A 26,917-nucleotide genomic window follows, 5' to 3' on the forward strand; every position below is an offset into this window, starting at 1 on the left:
CATAAAGCCCCGTCATAAGAGCTTCCTTCGCGGTGAAATCCTGATGTTAAGGGTCGACGGTGTCAAAAAGGTGTGTTGCCCGGACGGTTAATCAGTAAGCGTCCGGCTATGCTGATATGACGCCTCACTTGTAGATCCTCCACCGAGGCCGTTTTCACCACACCAATGCCACCACGTCGGGGTAGCTGGATGGAGAGAGAAGCCTACCGCAGGAGCTTGCTCTGGTTGCTGGCAAACATTGCCATGACAGGTGCGCGTGACCGTGCGCAGACGCTTGCTCTCCTCTGCCAAGCATGCGCGGGTATTCACCGACTGGAACCCACGCTCCCCGTCCTGACTGCTGATCGGCTCGAAGCAAGCCTTCAGGTACCCGTAGAAGAGTGGCTGCCCGATACAATTCGTGGTGAGTTAACGGGCGCCCTCCTCGTATCGTCCTTAGTGCCCAGCCGCATCTGCAGGGAGATGCACCTGGAGTACGAGGCACATGAGCAGATGGATCTCACTCAGGCGCTGATCCTTAGGATCAGAGATTTCTGCAAAGTGCTGCCGGATGGTCAGACGCTGTATAGAACTTTCCGACGGTTCCTGATCCAAAGCCCAACGACCCAGCGACGCCCTGCGAGACTTATCTTCCAGCCGCTGGATGTGTCTCTGGACGACCTGTACAGACCGCCCAAACGACATGAAATCCTGGGGACAAACCTGTACTTGTGCCCCTGCTGCGGCTGGGCAATGAATGTCACCCAGCCCGAAATAGCTTGCACATCGCAGTGGTGCGAGCAGGCTGGCAGTCTATTTGATCGTCAGCATGATCAAGTGGTGCGACGCAGTAACGGCGCAGTTCTTGCGGGCGTTGCTGCTGAAGACATTCTGGTGCTTCAGGATACGTTCTGGAAATTCACCCTGTTGCCTGGGCTGCTGGAGCTCCAACTCGCGGAGGGGCTCCAGAATCTAGGCTTTAACCCTGTCCTATGGCCTGACTTTGATGACGCAGACGTTAGGATCGAGCTCGACGGGGAGTATTTAGACCTGGATGCCAAGGTTTGGCGGTACCCCGACGTGCTCGCATCCCACCTGAATGCTCTACCACGATCAAAGTTGCGATGGATTGTCATCCCAGATTATCAGGCCGCTTCCTTGCCGTTCCTACGGGAGAAAACCGGGCTGCAGGTTCACACCTATACCAGCTGCCTGAAGGAGCTGAAAAGACGTGCGTGAGACTGCAGATTTGAGTTGCATTCTCTTCCTGGCGCTCGCCGCAAAATATGTGAGCGCGAGCCCTGTCATCGCTGATGCAGCTGCATTGGCGGCCGGCCAAGTGAGTCACTGGGCCGGCTTGAAAGCGCTGACTCGCAAGGAGCTCACGACACTGGGGGTAGCCCTACGCTACATACATCCGCAACTGACCGAGCCACGAGAGTTTCTAAGTGCTGCCCAAAGCCTGCTGTTGCGAGACAGCACGTTGTTTGAACTGACGACTGATGAACCGCTGATCCAGCTGAGCTATCGGGATCAGTACCGGCTCGTGAGCGTCGTAGAAATAGACGACCTCATTCAAGAATACCTGGCTCGCCTATGTGCCTTTACGCAGCCAGAGCGTAAGCGCATCCCTGCCAAAGGTGCCTTCACGCTGAGGGCAAAGGTCGAAGGCAACTACAAGCTGTTTGAAATCCTTGAGGAGGATCGAGCAGCGCTCCCCCCACAGGGGCAGACCCTGCCGATTCCAAATGCGCCAGCCCTTGCTCGCGCGAGCTGGAACATTCAGGCCCTGCACACGCTAGCTGAACAGCTGGATACAGCGTCATCGGTGCACAACAGTCACCTGCAAAGCTTACGTAACATCATCCCCAAAGAAACCGACGTGCAAGCCGATGCTGGGAATTTCTATCGAGTCAACGCCCCTACAGGCTCGGGAAAAACGGTTTTAATGGTCATGATGGCCGTGGACGCTGCACGCCGATGTCAGCAAGTGGCAATTGGCGTGCCGGGCCTGCTTGAAGTTGAGGCAATGACCACCGAGATCCGACGAAGTCTGGATATCGTGGCACCCACGCTCACCGTTGCCCCACTACACTCTGAGAGTCGCATGGCGGAAATGGCAACAAGGCAGTTTGGCAAGAACAACCTGGCGGATCCTTACCGATACGTATGTTTGCTGAGCGCCTACGCATCTGACGGGCAGCCTGTAGCTCGCGGTAGCGAGCCCTGCTTTCGTACGCGGCTGGTAGAAAGTCAGGGGGCCGGCGCCGAGCGTTCCTCCAAAATGGATCACTGCCCATTTCTCTTCAAATGCGGGAAAACGGCGATGCTGGCTGGAGCGCTGCAGGCCAACATTGTGGTGGTCAATCACGACGCTTTGCTGAGTGCCTCGACGAGCATCCCGCTGGAAGACGGCAATCGAATCCGAGGGCGTCGCAGCTACCAGGAACTACTGCTACGCACCCGTTCGATTTTCCTGGTCGACGAGATCGATGGGCTACTGAGTCGTGCTATCCAAAGCTGCACCACTGAGCTGGAGCTCGGATCAAAACGGCAGAGTACCGCCCTGGCCCGTCTGCATTCCGACCTCGGTCAACGCTCCGAGGTTGCAGGCATCAAGAGCACGAAACTGAACAACATCAAGTGGGCGCTCACGTTCACAGGCCAGACACCTGATGAGATTCTGGATCTTCACGCGGAGAAACATTTTCAGTGGCCTCGTCATGGCATGAGGTGGCCGCAGTCTGAAGATTCCAGTCTTCAGGCCGCACTTAAGGTTGACGGTGGCGAGTTGCGTTCGCTTTACCAACTCAATGATCGGTCACTACCAGAACACCTCCATGCCTTGCACGACAATTTGAGTCACTGGAGCATCAAGGCCGGGCTGCAATCGCCAGAAGACATACTCCGTCAACTCACCAATATCCTGCGCGCGCTGCTTGCCGCTGACCGGTTGAAAACGGGCACCACGATCACGGCGGAACTGAAGGGCGCGTTGATTCTGCGTGGCGCCTTGACCCTCATACAGCGCCAAGTTCGTTTGCTTCATCGACACATTCCAGAGCTGATCTGGGCCGACATCCCATACGCTCGCGAGGTACAGAATGCGCTTGAAGGGCATCCACCCATTTCTCTAAATCGAAACGGCCCGTTGCAACAACCTATCTGCGGCTTTAAACATAAGATAGGAGAGCATGGCGGATCGACACTCCATATCGAAACACTGAAGGGAGACCCGCACGCAACGTTGCAGCTTCTTCCCAGCCTCACCTCTCTAGCATTCGCGGGTCATGAGCGAATCTTCATTGGGTTATCAGCCACTGCGCATTTCCCTGGGGCTAGTCGCTACGACCTGCCCGCCATAGATCTGATCGATGTCCCGGATGCTTCGGGCCAGATTACCTTCCAGGATTTGCCAACTACGACACGGGTTTCGGGAACCCAAATCCAGGCACGAAAACAGCAAGTGCGCCAGCTCGCTCAAGAGCTCGCGCTGTGTCTACCTGGAATGCTCGCCGCGCTCCATAACAATGATCCGACTCGCGCGCGAATCATCCTCGTCACCAACAGTGACGCCGATGCCGAAGTATTGGCTATCGCGCTTCGAAACATCCTGAATAACGATCCGCTAGTCAACGTGACCGGCACTATCCAGGGTATCCCTCGCGGATACAGAAGTCTCGGCAAACGTGTGCTTTGGCTTCGAGGAAAAGAGGCAGCAAACCGCCTCTCGGAGTTTCCAGCCGCTCAGGCAATGCTCCATCATGACCTTCCGACGCTGCTCACAGGAGAGCATCGCGACGCATGCATCCTAGTGAGCGCCCTGTCCCCAATCGCTCGGGGACACAACATCGTGTATGAGAATGGGCGTTCGGCAGTTGGGAGCATCATTGTATGTGTGCGCCCTCTTCCACCCTCTGATCACCCCGCCGACACTCATGCTCATATTTGCTACGAGAACTGCAAGAAACTGCAGTCGTATGCAACACCTGGTGAGGCGATGGAGGCTTCCCGGGCGCTGGCCTACCATAACCTGAATGCAATTCGTAAAGCCCTGCCAAGCTTCTCTCATCAGCCGAAAAATGTTCGGCACTACACCATCATGAACATCCTGGTGGACATTGCGCAGTTGGCAGGTCGAGGTCGGCGGGGTGAGACTTCGATCACCTGCTTATTTGCGGATGCAGCTTTTTTTGAAGGCAATAGCACTTGGGCCACCCTCCTCGACGCCAGTGTGTGCCTGATGAGGCAGGATGGTGAATGGGACGACTTTCGCAGGGAGCATGCCGGCATCGCTACAGCGATGGAAAATTACATTTTGATGTCACGCAAGGAGAGCTAATGAATACAGTACTGCGCACCAACCTGTTTCGTTTCGATCCTGCCCAACTGGGACACGCCTATCAGGCAGTGCTCGATCGCTCTTTCTACGATGCTTGGTATGCGCTCAAGGCGATCATTCCAAACTCTGATAAAAACCTTCCAACGCGTGGGCTTGAGGAACTGCTTGCAGTGTTGTCGCATGGGCCGGTGAAAGTTCAAGCGCGTCCGAGCGCTGATGGGCGAGTACCGGCGTTTCTACTTCTTAACCCGATCGCACCTGAAAGGTTGAATGAGGCCTTAGAGGTATGGGCATCGGAAGTGCTCAAGGATCATCAGGTGCGCTTCCCCGACTTGGCGAAGCGTCTGGTTGTCCAGGATGTGACCGAGCTCGATGCTGCCGCCCTTTTTTCTGAAGAGACGACATTGCCGAGCGCCTATATCGTCGCACCATGGTTAGCAGGTCAACTGCTGGCCGCAAAACCACTGCAGGCACAGGCGCAGGTACCGGTAAAACTGATGCCGGCGGCGGACTATCGCCATGATCGGGGTGGTATGACGCTGCTGACCTGGGAGAACCCGATTGTCACGCCGAATCAAGCAGCTATTGCCCACCATGTTTTAGATCTGAAGCTCTCTTTGCTCCATGGTCGATGCAAGCCCTATCTAGACCTTCGAGTACACGTCAATCGGGTCATGCCAAGTTGGGTGGGACAGAAGAAGCATGCTTGGGTGAATACAGGCAGCAGCGTTGTTTGCTGCAAGGTCAGGACACTGCCCCCTGTGGACGGCAAGTTCGTGACAGAGTATGTGTACCCTACCAGTCGACTTTTAGGTTATCTCGGGGCAGAGCCTCTTCCTGCGATCATTGAGGGCGACATTCCAATAAGCAGCCTGATCAGGCCTATTCACGCCTCTACTCCTTCCTTTGCCCTAATTGGCGCCGGCGCCGGCCCTATCTTTTTCGACCAAGCAAGCTTCCACGTGGCTGAATGTATCCCGGGTGCTGAGCCGATGCTCGCCGAGCAAACCATCAGGAGCTTCCTGCGCCAGAAGACAGCCCCGGTCGAACCGCTTTCCATCAAGGTGATGGTGCTTGCTGCCTCATCAGATCTGATGGTGCGACTTCACAATGCCGCTGAGGCAGTGGGCAAGGTCAGCGGTTTTTTCAAGAAGGCGCCAGCGCCGACGTTTGTGCTAGAACGGCTATCGGTCGCGGATGCGAGTAATTGGCTCCTGAATCCTTGCAGAGATAATCAGGGGCTTGCGCAGTGGTTTGCAGAGCAGGTACTACCTGAAGTGCTGCGCAGTGGGGTCAAGGTGGCGATCGTGGAAACGACGCCTGAGGTGGCTAAGAAGTCTGATTTTGATCCCAAACACAAGCTGCGCAGTCTGTTCGCCCTGCATGGCATCAGAACGCAGTTTATCTTCCACCCTCGCGCTGTTCCCAATCGTAGTTCAACGGGCAAACCTGACCAAGACCATCCCGCCACGAATGCGTTGATCGACACGATTCGGCTACACGGTCTAATTCCCTTGCCGTTGCCGCAGTGCAAGGCGGTGCCGCCGGACTGCGTCATTCTGTCCATATATCTGGAGCGCGTCTCCATCAAAGGGCCGGCAAATCTTCCACTCATCACTCGGCTACAGACAGGTTCACAACGCCCCGAGGTGTTTTGGTTTAGCGATAGAACGAAAACGATTGGCCGGTGGTATCCCTACGAAGAAGCGATCGCGCACATTCACAGTACTCCAGAGCTCCTCAGCGATTCCGAAGTGACAAAGCTGGTCAGTCAGACGTTCCTCTCGCCGACGCCGATTCCCGGTCAACCGCTGATTGTCTGTCTCGACAAGAACCTGTCCTCGATTTATAGAGGGCTGCAGGACACCCTGGGCGGTGGGCTGCCGCCGGTACCAGAAGATGCTGCGATCGTCCGGGTGCGCTCAGATACGAATAGCGCGCTGATGACGGGCAACCATTCAGCTTCACCTCACCACCCAGTTCATATTGGAAATCACATCGGGCTCTACCGAGCGCAGGACGACGCCCGCGTCCATTATTTTGTGGCACCTTCCAAGGTATTCAACAAGGAGCGTTCACACCGTGATGCGAACCGATACACAACTGAGTATGGGATGGATAAGCCATGGCATCAGCTCGGGGTCACTGAGCTGTTCGTTATGCAGGTGGGATGCTTCAAGGGTGAATCTGCGGTAGCTGAACAGATTGGCTTGCTGTGCCGGCACGCGCCTTTATGGGACTGGTATCTTCGGTTGCCGGGGCCGATGCATCTTGGCAAGAAAATTGGAGCTGACCATCCTCTCGTTGAGGCGTTGCGCAGTTCGATAAGCTAAGGGGCATTACGATAGGGAAACGCCTGTCTTGATCATTCACCCGTGGTGTCACAGCGCTCCTAAATTGCATCATGCAGAGCGTCATGATCATGGGAACGTCGACGATCCTCAATGATGCACAGTGCGGTGTGGCGGCTTGCTCTGCTCTCTCGTTTTTTGATCCTTTCCTAATGCCGCATCGGATCAATTGCTCGGTGTAACCTGAACAGACTCTAAATAAGGTCTTCCCAGCCATGAGCATCCAAGCCAAGCTTCTTCACCTTCAATCCATCCAAAATCTCCTAGCGCCATACCGCTACCTCTATTGCGTAGACCTTGAGGCTACCTGTGATGAGGTTGATGAGTCGGAATCACCAAGGCCGCTTGAAGTCGTCCCTGATCAGATGGAAACGATCGAAATTGGCCTGGTGGTGATCAATCTGGAAACGCTTGAGATCGTCGATGAATTTCAGCGTTTCGTCCGACCTCAAATCAAACCCACCCTTACCGATTTCTGCATAAAGCTCACATCCATTCAACAAGCGGATGTGGACAGCACAGGAACCTATCAAGAGGTTGGCGAAGAGCTACGAACGTTCACTATGCGCTATCCAAATGCGGCTTGGGCGTCATGGGGTGACTATGATGCACGACAGCTTGAGCGCGATGCTGGCTTTGCTGCGTGCCCTTCCCTGCTCGAAGGCTTGCCACATTTCAATGCCAGGAAATGGCATGCCGGCCTATATGACAATCGACCGAAAGGACTTATGCAAACGGTGGAGTCGCTGGGCTTGGTCTGGCAGGGTACCTATCACCGAGGAATCAACGATGCCAGGAACGTTGCATCCATCATTAAAGAGATGCTCGGCTGATTGGTGAGCCGGGCCCATTGGCCCGAAGGAGCAACCTGGCTCATTTAGAAGGCTCTGATCGCGTCCGACTGGTCAGGCATGGGGCTGTGATCTGGCGTAACGCCTCCTTCGCCCCGTATCTGACAGAAGCCTTAACTCCGCTCACCTTTTCATCTGCCAACCTTTCTAAGAAATTGTAGACGTGGTCGTACGTTTTCAATTGTTTGGCCCGATCAACAATGAACTCGGGTTCTCCCACTACTGGAAAGCCATCGATGTTTGTCTGAGCTTTGTGGCCTGTCGCTATCCAGATGATGTTTGCAGCGTGCGAGGTGGAGTATCGGCGCCAGTCTTTAGGAAGGCCGTTAAGCTGCTCCTCCTCCGATCTATTGCTGATCAGGTTATCGAATAGCCACTGGATATCTGCGTTTGCCATTCTCAACTTGTTTTCATACTTAGGGAGAGACTCCTTGCTACTAGAGCTGAACTCCTTCTTCAGCTTCACTGGCTTCAGCGGTTTGTCATCGAACAAATCGCTTTCATACAACTCCGGGGTGTCTTCGTTTGGCATAGGTGCTCTCACCGTTTGCACCTCGGCTTCTTCTGTTTTTGGCTCATCCTCTTTTACTGGCTTATCCGGAAAGCCCCTAGCGCTCCAAATTTCCTTTGCTGCCACCAGATCGGTAGCTTCGATTTCGGCTGCCTTGTCCCAAGTGCTCTCGAACCAGTCCAGGGCTTGCTTGAACTCATCGCGCTCAGGGTCGAGCAACACCCCGGCTTCATTCCAGCCCAATGCCTGCCCCTCGAACCCGAGAGCAGCGTCAGAGAAGTTGGCTGACCCCACGATAGCGCCCGCATTGGAAACAACTACCTTGGCATGCAGTCGGCTAGATTGCCTCATGCGGATGCCAGGCTGCGCCATGATGCGTTCTACAGCATAAGGGTTGGTTCCAGGGTGACTCAGATTGCAAATCAGTCTGCCGGCTCCTTGGCGGGGTATCAGAGCCTCTGAGCCATTACCCCAGAAAGCGACCGCCACGCCGTAATCGGCATCGGGGGCCTGAATGAGATCTTTGATTGCCGACAAAATTTGTTCGCGACTTCCCAAGAACATTGAGCAGAGTCCTTCCGTTGGCAATGGTATTGCAACCCTCCCAGATTGGAACGGGAGAGCGGTGGAGGTGATCAGTGCCCGCTGATTGAATAATCGGACGGCACCCTATGGAAATATTGGTACCTAAAGGACGTCAGCCACCACACGTAACCTCGACTAGCTAGCGTCCTTTATCCACATTCTGAGGAGTATTCCCTTGCCTGAAATGCAAGACCAATGAAAGCCAGCTCGCCTTGGAGACGGCCACCATCGGATCTTCAAGCTGAATCAATCGCGTGTCTATCGCCTCCTATTGGTGTGAACCATTAGCTCGGATGGAGTCAGATGAGGCTATCAATACCGTAGTTTCAACCTCTGCGAGTTCAACGACGGCACTGCTTAGCTCTAAGTTTGCGCGTTCGACCAGATCGGCTGGCAGCTCTTTCTGGACGGACACACCCAGGTCTTTAAACTCGGCGGCTTGTTTGATCAGGTTCCCTTTTCCGGTATACAGCTGACCGAAGGCTCTGTCGTAACTGTCACGGGCCCTGTCCAACTGGTTGCCCACCCCCTGCATGCTGGTCAGGAAGCCATTGAGCTTGTTGTAAAACTTCTCAGCTCGGTTGGCCAACTCGGCGGTGTGCTTGTTCTGATCCTCGAACCGCCACAGCTGGCGGACGATGTTAAGACTGGTCAACAGGGTGGTGGGTGTGGCAACCAGCACGTTACGCTCGATAGCCCGCTGGAACAGGGTTTCGTCGTACTTAAGGGCTTCGACGTAGGCGGATTCGATCGGAATAAACATGATCACCACCTCGGGTGAGTTCAGGCCAGGCAGCTTGAAATAATCTCGATCGGCCAACTCATTGACCCGGTCACTCACCGCCTTGGTATGGGCCGCCAACGCTTGACCGCGTTCCAAATCGTTATCGGCGTTTACATACTGGGTGTAGGACATTAACGACGTCTTTGCATCGATGATCAGATGCTGTTTTTGTGGCAGGTAAACGATCGCATCGGGACGTTGTCGGCCCTCTTCAGTGGTGAAGCTGACTTCCCGTTTGTAGTCGATATCAAGTCGCAGGCCCGAGTTGTCCAGTACGTTCTCCAGCATTAGCTCACCCCAGTTGCCCTGTACCTTCTTTTGGCCTTGCAGGGCGGTAGTCAGCTTGTCGGCCTGATCGGTGATTTCCTTGTTGAGCGTTTGTAGATTCTTCAGCTCAGTTCTGAGCTCGATGCGCTGCTCCGCATCTTTAGCGTGAATATCCTCCACCTTCGCCTTAAAGCCTTTCATTTCGGTATGGAGAGGATTGAGCAGGTTGGTGATGCTCTCCTGATTCAACTCTTTAAACGCTTTGCCTTTACGCTCTAGAACCTCGTTGGCTAGGCGTTCGAACTCTTTGGTTAACTCCTCGCGATTCTCCTGCAACAGCTTCAATTGCGCGTCAAAGTGTTGCTGCTTTTCATCCAACGAGGTCTTGAGCTGGCCATGGGCGTTGTCCAGCGCCGCATATCTGTCTTGCGTAGTCTTCAATTCGCCCTTGGACTGCTCCCACCAGGTTTTGTAGTTGGTGAGTGCTTCCTGTTTTTCTTCCAGTTGCGTCTGCGCTTTCTTCAGCGTCTCGCGAATTTCAGCCAGTTGAGCAGCAGTATGCTTTTGCACTACGTCGGCGGTCGCCAGCTTTTCATCCAACTCCGCGATGCGCTGATCTTTCTCTTCGATGCGCTCCTTCGAAGTCGTACCGTTAATGACAAGTTGTTCTTTCAACTTGTTCGCCGATTCCTGTGCCGTAGCTCCGACCTCACGAGCCTGTTTTTCTGTTTTACGCAGGGCTTCGAGTTCGGCTTTCTGGGCACCCCAATCACGTTCAAAACGCTCTTGAACGACCTGTTTCTCTTCGAGCTGGGTCTGGGCTTGTTTCAGTGCCTCGCGACTTTCGGACAGCAGCTTCGCTGTATTGGTTTGTTGCACCTCTGCGGCGACCTGCTTTTGATCCAGATCTGAAATGCGCTGATCCTTCTCTTCGAGACGTTCTTTGAAGGCGGTACTGTTACTGGCTAACTGGTCTTGCAGCTTGTCGGCCGCCTCTTGTGCTTTCGAGCTCGTCTCTCTGGCCGCTTGTTCGGATTTTCGCAAGCGATCTATCTCAGCTTGTAGGGCGACCATATCACCCTCAAGGCGGTCGATCCGTGCCTTGCCGCTATCCCGTTCCGTTTCCAACCGTCCAAAAGCAATATCCAGTGCTGCTTTCTCTTTAGACAGGGTGCCAAGCGTGGTCTGTTGTTGCGATAACTCTGCCTGGACACGCGTCAAATCGGCCTGTGTCACTTCCAGATCAGTCTGTAGTTGCTGGTTGTTGCGCTGAGCACGCCAACTGGCGATCGCCCAAGCCGCGATGAAGGTCACCAATGGCAATACGATGAGAATCACCAAATTTTCCATATCCATTCTCCTACGTCCAAATTGTAATTATTTAAGGCGAATGAGGTCTCAGGTCTTTAGCGTAGCTGACCCCAAGGATAAAAAATGTGTTCTACAGGATGCTGAGGGACGTCGCGCTTGATACACGAATGACGAGCGCCTGCGATCAGTCCTGCAATGAAAACTATAGCGGCCTCATGCCAGTTGAAATCAACGGCTAGATATTTACGCTTTTCAATGACTTGCGGCAGCTTGGATTACTACGAGGATTGCAGGTAACCCGAGGGGCGAGTTGGAACACTTTAAATCTGGCAGCGCTACGGCGCTGATCCGCGTGTACTGCTTAGTGGGTGGAAACGTGTCCAGTTTCAGCGTTCGCTGACTGCACTCTAAGCCAATTACGCAAACGAGGCCTTCATCGCGACCATCTCTGTGCGAAGCTGTTTGACAGCAAATGCTTCTGGCTGCAAGACATCACTTAAAAAAAGCACCACCTGGGTAATCTGCAACCTCTACTCGCTGATTAGAATGGCGATCAAATTGAGACCGCAATCCCATGATCCTGACCTCATGGCAAGATCAGATCACACGAAAATACGACTCCGAAAAGCACAGCCTTGGTTTGAATAGCAGCAAGCAGAGGCTTCGCTGTACCTTTAGGTGGTTATACAGATTGAGAATAACAGAGGTAAAGATGAGCTGATGTTTTGGAGGGAGCCGCTCAAGTGGTAGATGCAAAAGGATGGGGGTCTTTTGTGACGATCATCATAAAGTGATGATTGAGTGCTCTGATCGTGACTGCTTTGGGAGTCATTCCGATATCATCACTCTGTCCCCAGACGACATCCGAAATGCCCAAAATTAATACTTGGCGCCTCCCCTACTTGCGCCTTATAAAGAAACGAAATATATATTCGCTTTTTACTTGCCCTATGTAATAGCATTGCTCCCCATTATAGATTGAGTTTAACGAAATCGACGCGCACACACTTAGGAAATGTGTAACACCTGCGAATTAACAAACAAACGTATCGGTTCAGTTTTTGCTTACTACAAACATAAAAATAAAACACCTCTTGACAGAGGTAAAAATCGAGCCTACACCTTCCATACAAACACTTGCCAATACGGTTTTTGACTTGCGAGTCACTTGCAATTCTGATGGAGATTTTTGTTATGGAAGCAGAACAAAAAAGAACTGAACTTATTGATAAAATAACCACCCGTATTGGCTACGATGAAAAGTGGGCACGATCAGACTTCTTCTGTGCTCAGATATTCGTATGGTTGACAATTCTTGCTAGCTTTTTCGCTGCGATCCTTACTGCCGCACAAGCTGCTTCAGCTTTGTTTCTTGCCTTATTAGCAGCTATACCCGGCACAATGATTGTTATCGAAAAAAGCTTCGCGTTCGGTAAACGTGCTCGGTGGCACTGGGAAATGGTTGCAACTTTGGAGGGATATAAAAACAAATTGATTTTTCAAGACGCGGATGTCGGAGAAGTCTCGATACTACTGAGCGAATTCATAAAAGAGATGGAGAAAAAGTTCCCCATCGTGTCTGTAAATGCTTCACTTTCGGATACATCTACAAAGTCTGATGTTTGAAAAACAGATCATTCAAGGCTAATTTTCGTTTGTTCTGAGATCTCTACGAAGGTAACAAGGACAGGTATGAAAATCGTAACCAGTAAAGCCTGCAAACATTTGGCGCGCCCACTCTTTAATCTGAATGAAAAATAGGAATGCAAAAAATGGCACCTAAAGCAGGTAACAAAAAATACATTGAGTACACTCCTTTTTTTAATAATGACTTCGGTAAGTTAGGGGTAAAAATAGCTAATAAATGGCCAGAGAGCTCCGCGTTGAAGCGTAATGGCAAAACCAAGAATACGCTCGGTATTGCTCTTTCTGGTGGTGGATATCGATCAGCTATTTTTTGTTACGGAATCCTTCGTGGTCTCTACGAACTCGGCGTGCTGGAAAAAATAGATTATATTTCTGCCGTATCCGGAGGCGCTTGGATAGCTACACCATTCGCGATGGCCGAAAACCTCGATTACTTCTTCAACATCCCAGAAGATCGTGCGAATTTTATTGAGGAGGGTTTTGAATCTCTGTTGGTCAACCCACTTCGCCTTATGGAAGAGGCAGCGCTTACCCGCCCTAACAATAACTATGTGAGCGATCTATTTGGTCGACTTCTTGCGCGAACTTTTCTTCGTGAGTACGGTGATTATGGACGTTACAACCCACTTAATGATCCAAATCTGATTAAGGATGATGACAGACCCTTTCTTATCGTCAACGGAACATTAAACTTCCGCCGACCCGATGCTTACGATATTACCCAGGAGTGCTTCGAAATGACCCGTTTATACTGCGGCTCTCGCTCTCTTGGCTACCTGGATACTGAGAATATGCTCGCCGACGATGATACTATTCGAATCCGCGATGCTATTGCCATTTCTGGGGCCGCAGTAGCAGTTCACGTTCCTGGCTTGGGCAATGAGGTCTCAGGGCATGGGTTGAGTCGGGAGATAATAAACTTCGCTACCGGGCAAAAAACACCTACACAAAACCCACCAAAATCGAATCGTTTAGATGTCGCAGATGGCGGCCACTATAATAACCTTGGCATTGAGTCGCTTGTGAATCGCGGTTGTGGCTATATTATCGCTATCGATGCAGAGCACGACCCAGAGCACAAAATTGCAGGTGGTTCACGTCAGAAATTTGAAGGTTTGCGTACATTGATGCAACGCAACCACATCCCTCTGCCAGAGTTTGTCATTAAAAAACTCGACCGTGCAAACGAGCCTCTGCACCTCGTTTCGGGCGATAGCAAAGTACCAGACATCCTTTATATCAAGCTAAAATCACTAGCTGCGTTTAACAAGTTTGCTGCCAAGAGGCCCTACAATAAATCTAGCTTTTTAAGAAACATGTTTGATCGTGGGGAATTCGCTTTCGACCCGCAATTTAGCACAGCCAAGTTAGACTATAGCTTTGCTGAACATCGAAACCTTACCGAGCTTGGCACCTTTATTGTGAAGGAGAATGCAGATATATTTACCAGCTTTGCGAAAAAATCAAAATAAGACATCTCATCCAAATGATAAGAAGCTTGTAAAGCTCAACATCTAACATAGATCTCAACGGAAATTCCCCATGTTTTCGACAAGTTCGGGCAGGCTGCTGAACCACATGAAGGGGCCGCCCCCACTCCTCATGAAGTAGATGGCATAGGGTTTGCTGTGGCAGCGTGCAAAAGTGGCGTTCCCACCGCTCAATGCGTAGGCCTGCGGGCCAAGTCGACTTTTTCAACAAAATTGGTCGTAAGCGGTCAGTAGCTAACGGGTTCAGCCTAACCATGCCGACTCAGAAGCTGCCTTCCCTACGCCTAAGTTCAGCTAGAGTTCATCCACCGAGAGGGGTTCCCTGCTAGAAAGGTGGTACCTAGCTACGCTCACAGTTGAGCTACTAGCTGGCGTTACACGGAGCAGAGCGTGCGCAGCAGTTCAGGCACTAGCCAAATAACACGATCCATTTAAATTGTCCGACTGTTACGCTGTCCTTTTTCCATGGAGGAATCGCGATGCCAAACTCAGATCTGCTCCCTTCCCTGCTATTCAAGATCAACGAAAACCAGCAAGCCCTTGAGGCTGCCATTATGGAACTGACACTCTGGGTCGAGCAGCGTGGATCGGGTGAGGTTGGAGGCAATGTGCGCGGTGCCCTGGACGCGATCAGAACCAATGAAGAGTTCATCAACATGACGCTCGCTGTGTTGATGACACCGGAATAATTCACCCCCCCTACGCCGAAAGATCTTGCTGACCTTGGGTCACTGAAAACGTGCGCTTGCTGATTGTGCTCCGAGCCTGCTGAGCAAAAGAAACCCTCGTCGTGGCCATCTCTGAGCGAAGCTCGCTAATTAGATTGGCAATGGCTCGGCTCGATGTGAGATTCGCCGTCGAGATACCAGTGACCAGCAATTCCACTTGACCAGAGGATGGCTCGAATACCTTGATCATCAGAGATCCATCGGGATTCACGGTGCCGCTACAAGACAGCGGCAGGAAGCCACATTCAATGGTGTGGCGGAGCTCCAGAATGGAAAGCATGATGGTCGGCCTTAGCATTATTTCTCTTTAGTTTTTTCTCCCAAAGAATGGTCGTCAAGCAGTGTGACAGCGCAAAATACGACCAGTTGTCACATGTCTTCATGTTGGGTACAGGCATCAATAGGCAAAGTCATGCCCCAGCTCTTTCTGCATCCACTCCAAAAAGCGCCTGACCCGAGGGAAATTTGAATGAGCCCTAGGGAAAACTAGATGGTGTGCAGTGATAGAAGCGCTCAGCTCCGGCGCCACCTCAACCAATGCGCCTCTCGCAAGATAGTCCCGGGCCAGCAGCGTGCTTTCTAACGCAAAGCCAAGGCCGTGACTGGCAGCTTCCAGCGTCATATACGAGCGGTCGAAGCTTAGCGTGTAAGGTTGTTCGGGACGCGACAGGCCATGTTGTGCGAACAACTGCGGCCACTTTATTAACGTGGCCTCCGACAGAATCAGATTACAGTCCAGCAAATCCGCAACTACCCGGATGGGGCGCTTGGCCAATAGTTTCGGGGAAGCCATCACCGCCATCTTTTCATTGCGTATCGTGCGCACTTCATAGCTAGGCCAATTGGGCATGCCATGGCGGATATCCACATCAATCTTGTCTCGACTGAAGTGCAGTGATTCATAGGAGCACGAGAGGTTGAGCTGGATATCGGGATGGCTCTGGCGAAACTGCTCCAAGCGCGGCATTAGCCACAGCAAACCGAAACTGGGCGACGAGTGCAACCGCAGGCAATCCAGGCTGACATCACTGGTAGCGCGCTCTGTGGCTACGGCGAGGCTATGCAGGATGCCGGAAACCTCGGTGAGATATTGCTCACCGACCGGCGTCAATGTGACGCCTCTGGCCGTTCTGAAAAACAACTGTCTGCCGATCATTGCCTCTAGTTTGGCCAGCTGGTGACTAACCGCCGAGGGTGTCAGGTCGAGTAATTCAGCTGCGCGAGCGACATTGCCGAAGCGCGCCGTCTGTTCAAAGGCCTGAATGGCTTTCAGGGGTGGCAGTATCGGAGGTGCATCGCCGGGTGAACGCATGATTATTGTTATTCCGCTGCAAGTGACATAAGCCGGGCATCCAGCTATTCAAGCATCCGCTCACTGGGTTGGCGAGTGCTGAATTTTTTTCAGCACCGAGTGAGATTCGCGTTATTGCTCAAGGTCACCCTGGAGAACAAGCTGGGCCATCGATTCATTGCGGGTCGACCCAATAACAACAATCAGAGGTACCCTCCCATGCTTCTTCAAGGCAAAGTCGCGATCATCACCGGTGCCGCCTCCGCACGTGGGATTGGCCGCGCAACGGCGACTACCTTCGCGCAACAAGGCGCGCGTGTCGTGATCCTCGATCTGGATAAATCCGCCGCACGGGATGCCGCTGCTTCCCTGGGCGAAGGTCATTTGGGGATTGCGGCCAACGTCGCAGACGAATCGCAGGTTCAGCAGGCCGTCGCCAAAATCATCGAGCACTTTGGTCGCATCGACATCCTCATCAACAATGCCGGCATTACCCAGCCCCTCAAGACATTGGACATTCGCCCTTCCGATTACGACAAGGTACTGGACGTCAGCCTGCGCGGCACCTTGCTGATGTCGCAGGCGGTGATTCCGACCATGCGTCAACAGTCTTCAGGCAGCATTGTGTGCATGTCTTCCGTTTCGGCTCAGCGTGGTGGCGGCATTTTCGGTGGCCCTCATTACAGTGCCGCAAAAGCAGGTGTGCTGGGGCTGGCGAAAGCCATGGCACGGGAACTGGGGCCGGACAAGGTACGCGTCAACTCCATCGCCCCAGGTCTGATTCACACCGACATTACCGGTGGCCTGATGCAGGACGAACGCCGCCACGCGATCATCGATGGCATCCCACTAGGGCGTCTGGGTGAAGCCCAGGATGTGGCGAATGCCGCATTGTTTCTGGCCAGCGATCTCTCCTCATATTTGACTGGCATCACGCTGGATGTGAACGGCGGCATGCTGATTCACTAATTACACCTGGCGGGCCTCGCGGCCCGTGCGGATCTGGATCGACGATGCAGCCGGGCCTTTGGCCTGGCGGTCAATAAAAACAAGAGATCAGACCATCATGACAACCCTGTCGCTCGAAGCGGTTTCGACCGTGCGCTCTAACGCCTACCGGAAAACCGCCTGGCGCCTGATGCCTTTTCTGATGCTGTGCTACCTATGCGCCTACCTCGATCGCGTCAACGTCGGCTTTGCCAAACTGCAAATGATGAACGATCTGGCGCTCAGCGAAACAGTCTATGGACTCGGTGCGGGCATGTTCTTCATCGGCTACTTCCTTTGCGAAGTCCCCAGTAACATCATCCTGCACAAGGTCGGTGCGCGGGTCTGGATCGCGCGCATCATGATCACCTGGGGTATCGTTTCCGCCCTATTCGCCTTCGTCGAAACCGCCTGGCAATTCTATGCATTGCGCTTTCTGCTCGGCATCGCTGAAGCCGGTCTGGCACCGGGTCTGCTGCTGTATCTGACCTATTGGTTTCCGTCGTACCGTCGTGCCCGGATGACCGTGTTGTGGTTTATCGCCATTCCGCTGTCAGGCATGGTGGGTGGCCCGCTCTCCGGCTGGATCATGACTCATTTTGCAGGTATGCATGGCTGGGCGGGATGGCAATGGATGTTCGTGCTGGAGGCCATACCTACAGTCGTGGTTGGACTGCTGGTATTGAGCTATCTCAAAGATGGCGTGCATCAAGCGAGCTGGCTCAACGACGACGAAAAAGCACTGATCAACCGTGAGCTGGCCGAGGATGACCAGAAAAAAGTCACGCATGCCTCTGTGGGCGAATTCATCCGCGACCGTCGTCTCTGGTTACTGGCCGCCATCTACTTCTGTGTCGTGATGGGCCAGTACGCAATCACCTTCTGGCTGCCGACCCTAGTGCGTAACGCAGGAGTGTCCGACCCGATGAAAATCGGCGTACTGACCAGCCTGCCTTACCTCTGTGCAATTGTGGCCATGCTGTATGCCGGACGCAGTGGCGACAAACATCGTGAACGCCGCTGGCACCTAATCATACCGATGATCGCGGGTGCTATCGGACTAACCCTGGCGGCAATGATGGGCGGAAATGTGACGCTCTCGATTCTGAGTCTTTGCCTAGCTGCTTCCGGAATTCTGTCCGCGACGTCGATGTTCTGGATGTTACCCACCACGTTACTCGGTGGCGTGTCTGCCGCCGCAGGCATCGCGGCGGTCAACAGCTTCGCCAACCTCGCCGGCTTCTGCTCGCCTTACCTGATTGGTTGGGTCACCACGCTGACCGGTTCCAGCGCCATCGGCATGTACCTCATCACCGGCGTACTGGTGGGCGGAGCCCTGTTGGTACTGCGCATTCCCGCCGCCCTGGTCAATCGTTGATACAACGGAGTTTTAAGCATGACTACCCATCCTTCATTCGCTTCATCCAAAACCCTGGTGGAGCGCGCCCACGACATTCGCCGCCATGCGCTGCGCATGGGTCAAGTCCAGGGGCAAGGTTACGTCGGTCAGGCTCTCGGTGCCGCCGACCTGCTGGCAGTGTCCTACTTTCACGCCCTGAACTATCGGCCGGAGAATCCGGAGTGGGAGGAGCGAGATCGCTTCTACCTCTCCATTGGCCACTACGCGATTGCTCTGTACGCCGCGTTGATCGAAGCAGAAATCATCCCGCTCGATGAGCTCGAAACATACGGATCGGATGATAGCCGGCTACCGATGTCGGGCATGGCGACGTACACCCCGGGCATGGAAATCACCGGCGGTTCACTGGGTCAGGGCCTCGGCATCGCGGTCGGAGCCTGCCTGGGTCTCAAACGTAAAGGGTCGCCCTCCTTCGTCTACAACCTGCTGTCCGACGGCGAGCTGAATGAAGGATCTACCTGGGAAGCGGTGATGTCGGCGTCGCACTGGAAGCTCGACAACCTGATCGCAATCGTCGACGTCAACAACCAGCAAGCCGATGGCTATTCAAGTGAAATCCTGTCGTTCGAACCCATCGTCGATCGCTGGCAGGCGTTTGGCTGGTTCACCCAGCGTGTCGACGGCAATGACCTGGAGGCGTTGGTTACCGCGTTCGATGCCGCACGCAACCATCCTGGCACGCAACCGCGAGTCATCATCTGCGATACCAAAATGGGTAAAGGTGTGCCCTTCCTGGAAACCCGGGAGAAGACGCACTTCATCCGCGTGGAAGAGCACGAATGGGATCTGGCACTGAGCAATCTTGAAGAAGGAAAAAAGCAATGAGCAACGCCATCCACAGTCCGACTTCGACTGGCGAGCCAGCCAAAAAGCGCCTGACCACCTCGGCAATGATCGCGTCGATTGCCTCTGAAGGCCAAGCCACCCGCTCAGCACCTTTTGGCCATGCATTAGCCGCGCTGGCGGATCAGCGCTCAGACATCGTGGGCATGTCCGCCGACTTGTCCAAGTACACCGATCTGCACATTTTCGCCAAGGCCCACCCGGATCGTTTCTATCAGATGGGCATGGCCGAACAGTTGCTCATGAGTGCTGCAGCAGGGATGGCACGTGAAGGTTTCGTGCCGTTCGCCACGACCTACGCCGTGTTCGCCTCGCGCCGTGCCTATGACTTCATTTGCATGGCGATTGCCGAGGAAAACCTCAACGTCAAAATCGTCTGCGGCCTGCCCGGCCTGACCACTGGCTACGGCCCAAGCCACCAGGCCACGGATGACCTGGCGATCTTCCGTGCCATGCCCAACCTGATGATTGTCGATCCGTGTGATGCACTGGAAATCGAACAGGCGGTGCCCGCTATCGCGGCGCATCAAGGGCCGGTCTACATGCGGCTGTTGCGCGGGAATGTGCCGCTGGTGCTGGACGAGTACGGCTACAAATTCGAGATCGGCAAGGCCAAAACCCTGCGCACCGGTAACGATGTGTTGATCATCTCCACCGGCTTGATGACGATGCGCGCACTGGAAGCGGCCAAAGAGCTACAAGCTGACGGAGTTGATGTCGATGTACTGCACGTACCGACGATCAAACCACTGGATGAGCAAACCATTCTCGCTGAAGCGAGGAAGTCCGGTCGCTTGGTCGTTACCGCAGAAAACCACTCGATTATCGGTGGATTGGGTGAAGCCGTTGCAACGGTCTTGCTACGTAACGGCGTAACACCAACCTTCAGGCAAATCGCGTTGCCCGATGCTTTCCTGGATGCTGGCGCCTTACCTACGCTGCATGATCGTTACGGAATTTCGACTCAGGCGGTCTGCGCCCAGATCAAAGCATGGCTTTGATCTGGGCCTAAAGAGAAGAGCCTAAGCATCGGCTTAGCTGTCAAGAGCGATGAACAAGGGCGTCTTTCGACGCCCTGACTTGTTAAGCGGTCTTGATTACTAACTTCTCCAATGCATCTTTGGTGAGATGCTCATAAGCTTGACCAGGCGGATTTAAGAGAGGCGAACCTCGAGGACATTGGGCAAAGCCAATATCCGAGCGACAAGATTCCACCACATTCTCCTACCGCTACTGAATTGTCACGCCCATTCCCTCCCCCTTCGCAACGCCCTCACTACATATGGATCAAGTCGGCTGTCGCGCCCCCTTGCAAGCCTACCAACTAGATGGTAGATTCAATCGAATTCACATCTCCTCCCGTAAACCTACAGGGCGCCCCGCCCAGGTGAGTCCCCATGCAAGATTGGAAGCAAACTCGAAAAGACATCAGCGCCCGCCTAGTACAGCTGAATGGCCTGTCCCCAGAGACCATGAAAGGTATGGCTTCTCTAGGGAGCGCCGGCGCAAAAACAAACCACCTCGATGCTAAAACTCGTGAACTGATTTCGCTCGCCGTAGCGGTGACCACCCGCTGTGATGGCTGCATCGCTTTCCACGCTGCTGAGGCCAAAAAGCTTGGTGTAACTACTGAAGAGGTTGCTGAAGCATTGGGTGTAGCAATCAACATGAACGCCGGTGCTGCATTGGTCTACAGCACTCACGTTTTGGATGCGTTCGACAAACCTTAATGCAGGGCATTGCGGGAATATCAGAACTAATTGCTGCCATCCGCCCAGCCAATAAACTGCGAGACTTTTCATGAATGAGCTTTTCACGCCTACGATCTGTGCTGAACGCTATTAGCCAACCGTGTCGTTTTAGCCCACATGACTCGCACTCGAACGCTGAAAAACAATTCAAATGAACTTATCGCTCTCTACTACGCGCAGCAAGCGTCTGCCGGTCTGATCACAGAAGGACTGGAGGCCCGTGGCTATTTGTATACCCCGGGTATTTACACTGCGGAACAGGTTGAGGCTGGCGCCAAGTCAGTGATGCTGTATGAGGAATAGCGACATGAACAAGTCTTATGAGCAGTCCCTGAAAATCGATGCTCCCCGTGATGGCGGGTTGCGTCAACTGCGTAGCCTGTGCGGTTACGAAATAGGGGTAATCCCACTCCCAATTTTTCTCGGCATCGCCGTAATCGTATATCTCTCGGCACACTTGGGTTTTTTGCCTAATAACATGATCGGTGGCCTCGCCGTCATCATGACGATGGGCATGTTCTTCGGCCAACTGGGTTCGCGTCTTCCGATTCTGAAGGAAATCGGAGGAGGAGCCATTCTGTGCTTGATGCTGCCATCGATTTTGGTGTTCTACGGCTTCTTCGGGCCAGCCACGATTGACGCTACAAAAATGCTAATGAAAGAAGCCAACTTTTTGTACTTCGTGATTGCCAGCCTGGTAGTCGGCAGTATTCTCGGGATGAGCCGATTTATTTTGATTCAGGGCATGATGAGGATGTTCATACCTCTTCTCGTCGGAACCCTGGCTGCCGTGGCAAGCGGACTCATTGTGGGAAAACTCGTCGGCTATAGTTTCTACCACACCTTCTTCTTTATCATTGTTCCCATTATTGGCGGGGGCATTGGTGAGGGAATCCTGCCTTTATCGCTTGCTTACTCAGCTATTCTCGGCGGTACGCCGGATATCTACGTTGCTAAATTGGTGCCTGCCGCTGTAGTCGGCAACATCGCGGCGATTATCTGTGCCGGCTACTTGGCCCGGCTGGCGCTAAAACGCCCGCATCTCAATGGCGAGGGTTCATTGATCCGTGCCAAAGACGAGAATGATAAATTCCAAGCCAGGGAAGATAACGGCTCGACTATCGATTTCAGAGTGATAGGTGCAGGCATTCTGGTCATCTGTGCATTCTTCGTCCTTGGCGGCCTGCTTGAAAAAGTCTTGGGGATTCCTGGCCCTGTCCTGATGATCTTGGCCGCTGTACTTTTTAAGTACGTTCGCGTTCTGCCGGAAAAACTGGAGAAAGGCACAAGCGCTTTCTACAAGCTGATTTCTTCCGCCTTCATTTGGCCGGTAATGATCGGCTTGGGCATGTTGTATGTCCCTCTCGATAGCGTCGTAAAAGTCTTTTCTATCAGTTATGTCCTAGTCTGCGTATCCGTCGTTGCCTCAATGGCCATCGCAGGTTTTTTCATTGGCAACCTGATGAAAATGTACCCCATCGAATCAGCCATCGTGACCTGCTGCCACAGCGGCCTTGGCGGTACCGGGGATGTTGCGATCCTCTCAGCCTCCAATCGTATGTCGCTGATGCCATTCGCTCAGATCTCCACCCGCCTCGGCGGCGCTTCGACGGTGATCATTGCTAGTATTCTTTTGCGTATTTTTGCTTGATGCCGAGTGCAGGACACTCATCATCAACCCCTCAATAAACCCAATGGTTTTCACTTTCTAGTGAACACCATCTGAGGTCAGATTTTGTCTGCCCTTGGTGCTGGATTGCCAAACGGCGCTTTAAAGCAGCCCTTGAGCAGTTTGAGCACAAACATCTGGTAGAGATAAAGCTGCGGGCCTACCGGCACGCACCAGGCCAGGTATCAGAGCCGTTCAAGGAAATTCATGATGAGCAAACAAAAGATAACGTTCCGAAACGCCCAGGGTATAAGCCTGTCAGGTCTGCTTGAGACGCCGGAGGCGCCCAAAGCCTATGCATTGTTCGCCCACTGCTTCACCTGTGGGAAGGATATTAAAGCTGCCGCGAGAATTGCTAAGGCGCTAGTCGACAATAATATCGCTGTACTGCGATTTGATTTCACAGGTCTAGGCAGCAGTGAAGGAGATTTCTCCAACAGCAATTTTTCCTCCAACGTTGCCGACTTGGTAGCGGCGGCGGAGTTTTTGCGTGATACATACCAGGCTCCATCCATCTTGATTGGCCATAGTTTGGGCGGAGCCGCAGTCATAGCAGCGGCGAAGTACATCCCAGAGGCAAAAGGCGTGGTGACAATAGGTGCCCCCGCTGACGCGACCCATGTCCTGAAGCAGTTCAAAGGTCACGTAGAAGCGATCAGAGACATTGGTGAATACAAAGTAATGCTGGCAGGAAGAGAGTTTACTATAAAAAGGCAGTTTCTCGATGATATTGAAACCCAACAGCAGGATACAAATATCGCTAACCTACGACGCGCATTGCTTATTTTTCATTCCCCAGCAGACAGCGTTGTATCAATAGAGCAAGCCCAGAAAATTTACCTAACAGCTAAACACCCCAAGAGCTTCATTTCACTCGACTCGGCTGACCACTTGCTTACTAATAGTCAGGATGCGGATTATGTTGCGTCATGCATTACTGCCTGGAGCTCTAGGTATCTGTAACCCTAGGCATTGCTTCCCGGCGAAAATGCCATAGCACTGGGTCATTTTCATATGGCATCAGCACTTGGCCGGAGCGAGCTGGATATCGTGATAAGTATTCCCTGTAAGAAAATCTGACTTTTCCGACATCGATAACAGTTGGCACACTTAATGAACTTACCAACACAAATCCGGCTGGCCTTGGTCGATGATCACACCTTAGTGCGCGATGGGATCAGAGCTCTACTATCCGTCATTCCGACTGTGACCGTGGTTGGTGAGGCTGAAAATGGTGCGGATGCTATGGTGATGGTTGAGCACTGCAATCCTGATCTTCTATTGGTCGACATCAACCTTCCCGACATAAACGGTCTTGAGCTGACGCGAAAAATACGTGACAGGTTCCCCACCCTGAAGGTGCTCGTGCTCAGTATGTATGATAGTAAAGAATATGTAAGTGAATCCCTACGCTCCGGTGCGAGTGGCTATGTATTGAAAAACGCCCCCTCAAGAGAGATTGTCGCTGCGATTGAAGCAATTAAAAACGGAGGTACTTTCTACAGTGCTGAAATCGCACAAAAGCTGCTTCTTGATGATGGCATTATCAACGAGCTAACGCCCCGGGAAAGCCAAGTTTTATATAAAATGACTCAAGGGCTGAATAACAAGGAAATGGCACGAGAACTGAACATCAGCGTCAGGACTGTAGAAACCCATCGCTTGAGCATTCGACGCAAACTCAATATCGACAAACCTGCTGCATTGGTAAAGTATGCAATAGACCATGGAATAATTCCGAGATAGAGAATTTAGCCAGTGGTCGTGACGTGTCATTCAATTCATGTTTATAACAGTGCCCCCATCGGAACTGTATCGCCCATCCGCGACAGAAGTTGCCTAACGTGCCCACAAGATGTGGGCGCCACAGTCAGCGCGCCCTTGCAACCCTACCAATCGGATGGTAGATTCTGATCGCCCTCTAGAAATTACTAAGCAAAACTATAGGGCCTGTGCTCGATGAGTTGCAGACTTCCTACGACAGTCCGGCACGCTATTAGCCAACCGCTCTTATGCTGGGTGCCTGCCGAGGAGATTGAAAATGCCCTACGATTTTGACCTTTACGTGATTGGTGCCGGTTCCGGAGGCGTGCGGGCTGCGCGTTTCTCCGCCGGTTTTGGCGCGAAAGTGGCTGTGGCCGAGAGCCGCTATCTGGGCGGCACTTGTGTGAACGTCGGCTGTGTGCCGAAGAAGCTGCTGGTCTATGGCGCACACTTCGCCGAAGACTTCGAGCAGTCGCAAGGTTTTGGCTGGACGCCGGGCGAAGCGAAGTTTGACTGGGCGACGCTGATTGCCAACAAGGATCGCGAGATCAATCGACTGAACGGCATCTATCGCGATCTGCTGGTCAACAGCGGTGTCACCTTGCATGAGGGCCACGCCAAGATCGTCGATCCGCATACCGTCGAGATCAATGGCGAGCGCTACACCGCCAAAAATATCCTGATCACTACCGGTGGCTGGCCGCAGATCCCGGAGATTCCGGGACATGAGCACGCGATCAGTTCTAATCAGGCGTTCTTCCTTAAAGAGCTACCCAAGCGCGTTCTTGTGGTCGGTGGTGGTTACATTGCGGTGGAGTTTGCCGGGATCTTCCACGGACTCGGTGCCGAAACCACTCTGCTGTATCGCCGTGATCTGTTCCTGCGCGGCTTCGACGGTGCGGTGCGCAAACATTTGCGGGATGAGTTGACTAAGCGCGGCTTGAACTTGCAATTCAATGCCAACATCGAACGTATCGACAAACAGGCCGATGGCAGCCTGAAGGCGACGCTCAAGGATGGTCGTGAGCTGGAGGCGGACTGCGTGTTCTACGCCACCGGTCGGCGTCCGATGCTCGACAACCTGGGGCTGGAAAACACCGGGGTCAAACTCGACAAGAAAGGTTTTGTCGAGGTCGATGAAATGTATCAAACCGCTGAACCGTCAATCCTGGCCCTTGGCGATGTGATTGGGCGGGTACAACTCACGCCGGTTGCTCTGGCGGAAGGCATGGCCGTGGCGCGGCGTTTGTTCAAGCCCGAGCAATACCGCCCGGTGGACTACAAGATGATCCCGACCGCCGTGTTCAGCTTGCCGAACATCGGCACTGTCGGGTTGACCGAAGAGGAGGCGCGAGAAGTCGGACACGATGTGGTGATATTCGAAAGCCGTTTCCGGCCGATGAAGCTGACCCTGACCGAATGTCAGGAGCGTACCTTGATGAAGCTGGTAGTAGATGCCAAAACCGACAAGGTTCTCGGTTGTCACATGGTTGGCCCGGATGCCGGCGAGATCGTGCAAGGGCTGGCGATTGCCTTGAAGGCAGGCGTCACCAAGCGCGTTTTCGACGAAACCATCGCCGTGCATCCGACGTCCGCCGAAGAGTTCGTTACCATGCGCACGTCGGTAGCCTAGACGATTCCGACAACGGTACTCCGGCGCACGCGGAGTTTCGGGATAAGGCTAGTTTTTTTGGTTTTCGGGTTGCTCTGAAATCAAAAGCTAGCCGCGACTGACGTCGCAAAAAAACGATCTCCCTTGCCCTGCGGGCAAAGCCGTCCACTGTCATTCCCTGCCATTCGCTTCATTCTAAATTTCAAAAAAGGCAAGGACAGCGACAACAGCAACGACGAAGCAATCGAGTCGATTGCCCTAAAGCCTGAGGCAGCCACGAAAGCGCACAGCCATCGAGATCTCTGCTTTGTTTTGGAATCAAATATAGGAACTCCGTTTCCTTTTTTTAAATTCAAGGGCGCTAGCAAACTATTTTTTTGTAGGCCGTCCGGGCACCACTGTGTTTGCCTTTGGTGAAGGCGGAAAGGCCTGACGTTTAGGCACCCGCAGCGCTGAACGAACAGTGATACGCACGCTGCGGTTAGCAGGTGCGAACCCACTCCATCGGCATTCCGTCTTGGCTCTGCCAAGACACAACCATCTGCGCTCGCGCCTTTCTCCTAATCAGAAAAAAGCGTTCATCCAATAGGTGGCTTTATCCAGCCAAGTCGGATCGATATACCCATGGATCACCTCGGAACGTCTACAGTCAGAAACTCCCATGTAGTAGGCGCGCAATCGTACCCGATGCCTTGATTAAATATTTTTTTCACCAACACCTTAAAAATTAGAAG

Annotated in this window: 21 protein-coding genes and 1 pseudogene; 18 read left to right on the plus strand and 4 right to left on the minus strand. The window is 53.1% G+C overall.

The annotated features are described in order from the left end of the window. Window positions 1-225 precede the first annotated feature (225 nt). The 4 genes from LOY28_RS14905 (at window position 226) to LOY28_RS14920 (ending at window position 7,505) form a co-directional block, all read left to right on the plus strand. Window positions 226-1,218: a hypothetical protein gene (locus LOY28_RS14905; RefSeq protein ID WP_258612009.1), complete on the plus strand. Its 993-nt coding sequence runs from the start codon at window positions 226-228 to the stop codon at window positions 1,216-1,218. Beyond that, on the plus strand, window positions 1,211-4,321 hold the full coding sequence (locus LOY28_RS14910) for a hypothetical protein (protein WP_258612010.1): 3,111 nt from the start codon (window positions 1,211-1,213) through the stop codon (window positions 4,319-4,321). Before LOY28_RS14905 ends, LOY28_RS14910 begins: the two co-directional genes overlap by 8 nt. Next, window positions 4,321-6,654: an RNaseH domain-containing protein gene (locus LOY28_RS14915; RefSeq protein ID WP_258612011.1), complete on the plus strand. Its 2,334-nt coding sequence runs from the start codon at window positions 4,321-4,323 to the stop codon at window positions 6,652-6,654. Before LOY28_RS14910 ends, LOY28_RS14915 begins: the two co-directional genes overlap by 1 nt. 233 nt (window positions 6,655-6,887) lie before the next feature. Further along, complete coding sequence (locus LOY28_RS14920) at window positions 6,888-7,505, plus strand: 3'-5' exonuclease (protein ID WP_258612012.1); 618 nt, start codon at window positions 6,888-6,890, stop codon at window positions 7,503-7,505. A 40-nt stretch (window positions 7,506-7,545) separates the two neighbouring features. On the opposite strand, the gene LOY28_RS14925 is transcribed toward LOY28_RS14920, so the two are convergent. Both LOY28_RS14925 and rmuC read right to left on the minus strand, forming a co-directional pair. Continuing rightward, complete coding sequence (locus LOY28_RS14925) at window positions 7,546-8,598, minus strand: phospholipase D family protein (RefSeq protein ID WP_258612013.1); 1,053 nt, start codon at window positions 8,596-8,598, stop codon at window positions 7,546-7,548. A 289-nt stretch (window positions 8,599-8,887) separates the two neighbouring features. After that, window positions 8,888-11,020 carry a DNA recombination protein RmuC gene (rmuC, locus tag LOY28_RS14930; RefSeq protein WP_258612014.1) on the minus strand — a complete coding sequence of 711 codons (2,133 nt, stop codon included), beginning with the start codon at window positions 11,018-11,020 and terminating at the stop codon, window positions 8,888-8,890. A 1,155-nt stretch (window positions 11,021-12,175) separates the two neighbouring features. On the opposite strand from rmuC, the gene LOY28_RS14935 reads away from it, so the two are divergent. From LOY28_RS14935 to LOY28_RS14945, 3 genes are all read left to right on the plus strand, one after another. Further along, window positions 12,176-12,607, plus strand: coding sequence for a hypothetical protein (locus LOY28_RS14935; protein ID WP_258612015.1), 432 nt, complete (start codon window positions 12,176-12,178; stop codon window positions 12,605-12,607). A 146-nt stretch (window positions 12,608-12,753) separates the two neighbouring features. Next, entirely contained in the window at window positions 12,754-14,100 is a 1,347-nt protein-coding gene (locus tag LOY28_RS14940; protein ID WP_258612016.1) for a patatin-like phospholipase family protein, read from the plus strand. Between the two features lie 497 nt (window positions 14,101-14,597). Next, the gene (locus LOY28_RS14945; RefSeq protein ID WP_258612017.1) at window positions 14,598-14,807 is read left to right on the plus strand and encodes a hypothetical protein; all 210 of its coding nucleotides are present in this window, start codon (window positions 14,598-14,600) and stop codon (window positions 14,805-14,807) included. A gap of 10 nt (window positions 14,808-14,817) precedes the next feature. On the opposite strand, the gene LOY28_RS14950 is transcribed toward LOY28_RS14945, so the two are convergent. Both LOY28_RS14950 and LOY28_RS14955 read right to left on the minus strand, forming a co-directional pair. Then, window positions 14,818-15,126: a DUF1652 domain-containing protein gene (locus tag LOY28_RS14950; protein WP_258612018.1), complete on the minus strand. Its 309-nt coding sequence runs from the start codon at window positions 15,124-15,126 to the stop codon at window positions 14,818-14,820. A gap of 117 nt (window positions 15,127-15,243) precedes the next feature. Continuing rightward, entirely contained in the window at window positions 15,244-16,158 is a 915-nt protein-coding gene (locus LOY28_RS14955; RefSeq protein WP_019579140.1) for a LysR substrate-binding domain-containing protein, read from the minus strand. Between the two features lie 198 nt (window positions 16,159-16,356). Between LOY28_RS14955 and LOY28_RS14960 the strand changes: the two genes are divergently transcribed. From LOY28_RS14960 to gorA, 11 genes and pseudogenes are all read left to right on the plus strand, one after another. Continuing rightward, a complete protein-coding gene (locus LOY28_RS14960) occupies window positions 16,357-17,106 on the plus strand; it encodes an SDR family NAD(P)-dependent oxidoreductase (RefSeq protein WP_258612019.1) in 750 nt (249 codons plus the stop codon). Between the two features lie 97 nt (window positions 17,107-17,203). Then, on the plus strand, window positions 17,204-18,502 hold the full coding sequence (locus LOY28_RS14965; protein WP_032831189.1) for an MFS transporter: 1,299 nt from the start codon (window positions 17,204-17,206) through the stop codon (window positions 18,500-18,502). An 18-nt stretch (window positions 18,503-18,520) separates the two neighbouring features. Then, window positions 18,521-19,369 (plus strand): transketolase, encoded by an 849-nt coding sequence (locus tag LOY28_RS14970; RefSeq protein WP_258612020.1) that lies wholly within the window; start codon window positions 18,521-18,523, stop codon window positions 19,367-19,369. Continuing rightward, window positions 19,366-20,388, plus strand: coding sequence for a transketolase family protein (locus LOY28_RS14975; protein WP_258612021.1), 1,023 nt, complete (start codon window positions 19,366-19,368; stop codon window positions 20,386-20,388). Before LOY28_RS14970 ends, LOY28_RS14975 begins: the two co-directional genes overlap by 4 nt. Window positions 20,389-20,784: 396 nt before the next feature. Then, window positions 20,785-21,117 (plus strand): carboxymuconolactone decarboxylase family protein, encoded by a 333-nt coding sequence (locus LOY28_RS14980; RefSeq protein WP_008015705.1) that lies wholly within the window; start codon window positions 20,785-20,787, stop codon window positions 21,115-21,117. Window positions 21,118-21,187: 70 nt separating this feature from the next. Beyond that, a pseudogene (locus LOY28_RS14985) lies at window positions 21,188-21,431 on the plus strand (alkene reductase); the annotation flags it as partial. A 14-nt stretch (window positions 21,432-21,445) separates the two neighbouring features. After that, a complete protein-coding gene (locus tag LOY28_RS14990) occupies window positions 21,446-22,789 on the plus strand; it encodes a 2-hydroxycarboxylate transporter family protein (RefSeq protein ID WP_008015707.1) in 1,344 nt (447 codons plus the stop codon). 71 nt (window positions 22,790-22,860) lie between these two features. Continuing rightward, on the plus strand, window positions 22,861-23,079 hold the full coding sequence (locus LOY28_RS14995) for a DsbA family protein (RefSeq protein ID WP_081500264.1): 219 nt from the start codon (window positions 22,861-22,863) through the stop codon (window positions 23,077-23,079). Beyond that, window positions 23,018-23,770 (plus strand): S9 family peptidase, encoded by a 753-nt coding sequence (locus tag LOY28_RS15000; RefSeq protein WP_052037635.1) that lies wholly within the window; start codon window positions 23,018-23,020, stop codon window positions 23,768-23,770. The genes LOY28_RS14995 and LOY28_RS15000 overlap by 62 nt, the downstream gene beginning before the upstream one ends. Before the next feature lie 150 nt (window positions 23,771-23,920). After that, entirely contained in the window at window positions 23,921-24,553 is a 633-nt protein-coding gene (locus tag LOY28_RS15005; RefSeq protein WP_258612022.1) for a response regulator transcription factor, read from the plus strand. Window positions 24,554-24,848: 295 nt separating this feature from the next. Beyond that, window positions 24,849-26,204: a glutathione-disulfide reductase gene (gorA, locus tag LOY28_RS15010; protein WP_258612023.1), complete on the plus strand. Its 1,356-nt coding sequence runs from the start codon at window positions 24,849-24,851 to the stop codon at window positions 26,202-26,204. The last annotated feature ends 713 nt before the right edge of the window (window positions 26,205-26,917 follow it).

The organism is Pseudomonas sp. B21-017 (genome assembly GCF_024749245.1).
Taxonomy (GTDB): domain Bacteria; phylum Pseudomonadota; class Gammaproteobacteria; order Pseudomonadales; family Pseudomonadaceae; genus Aquipseudomonas.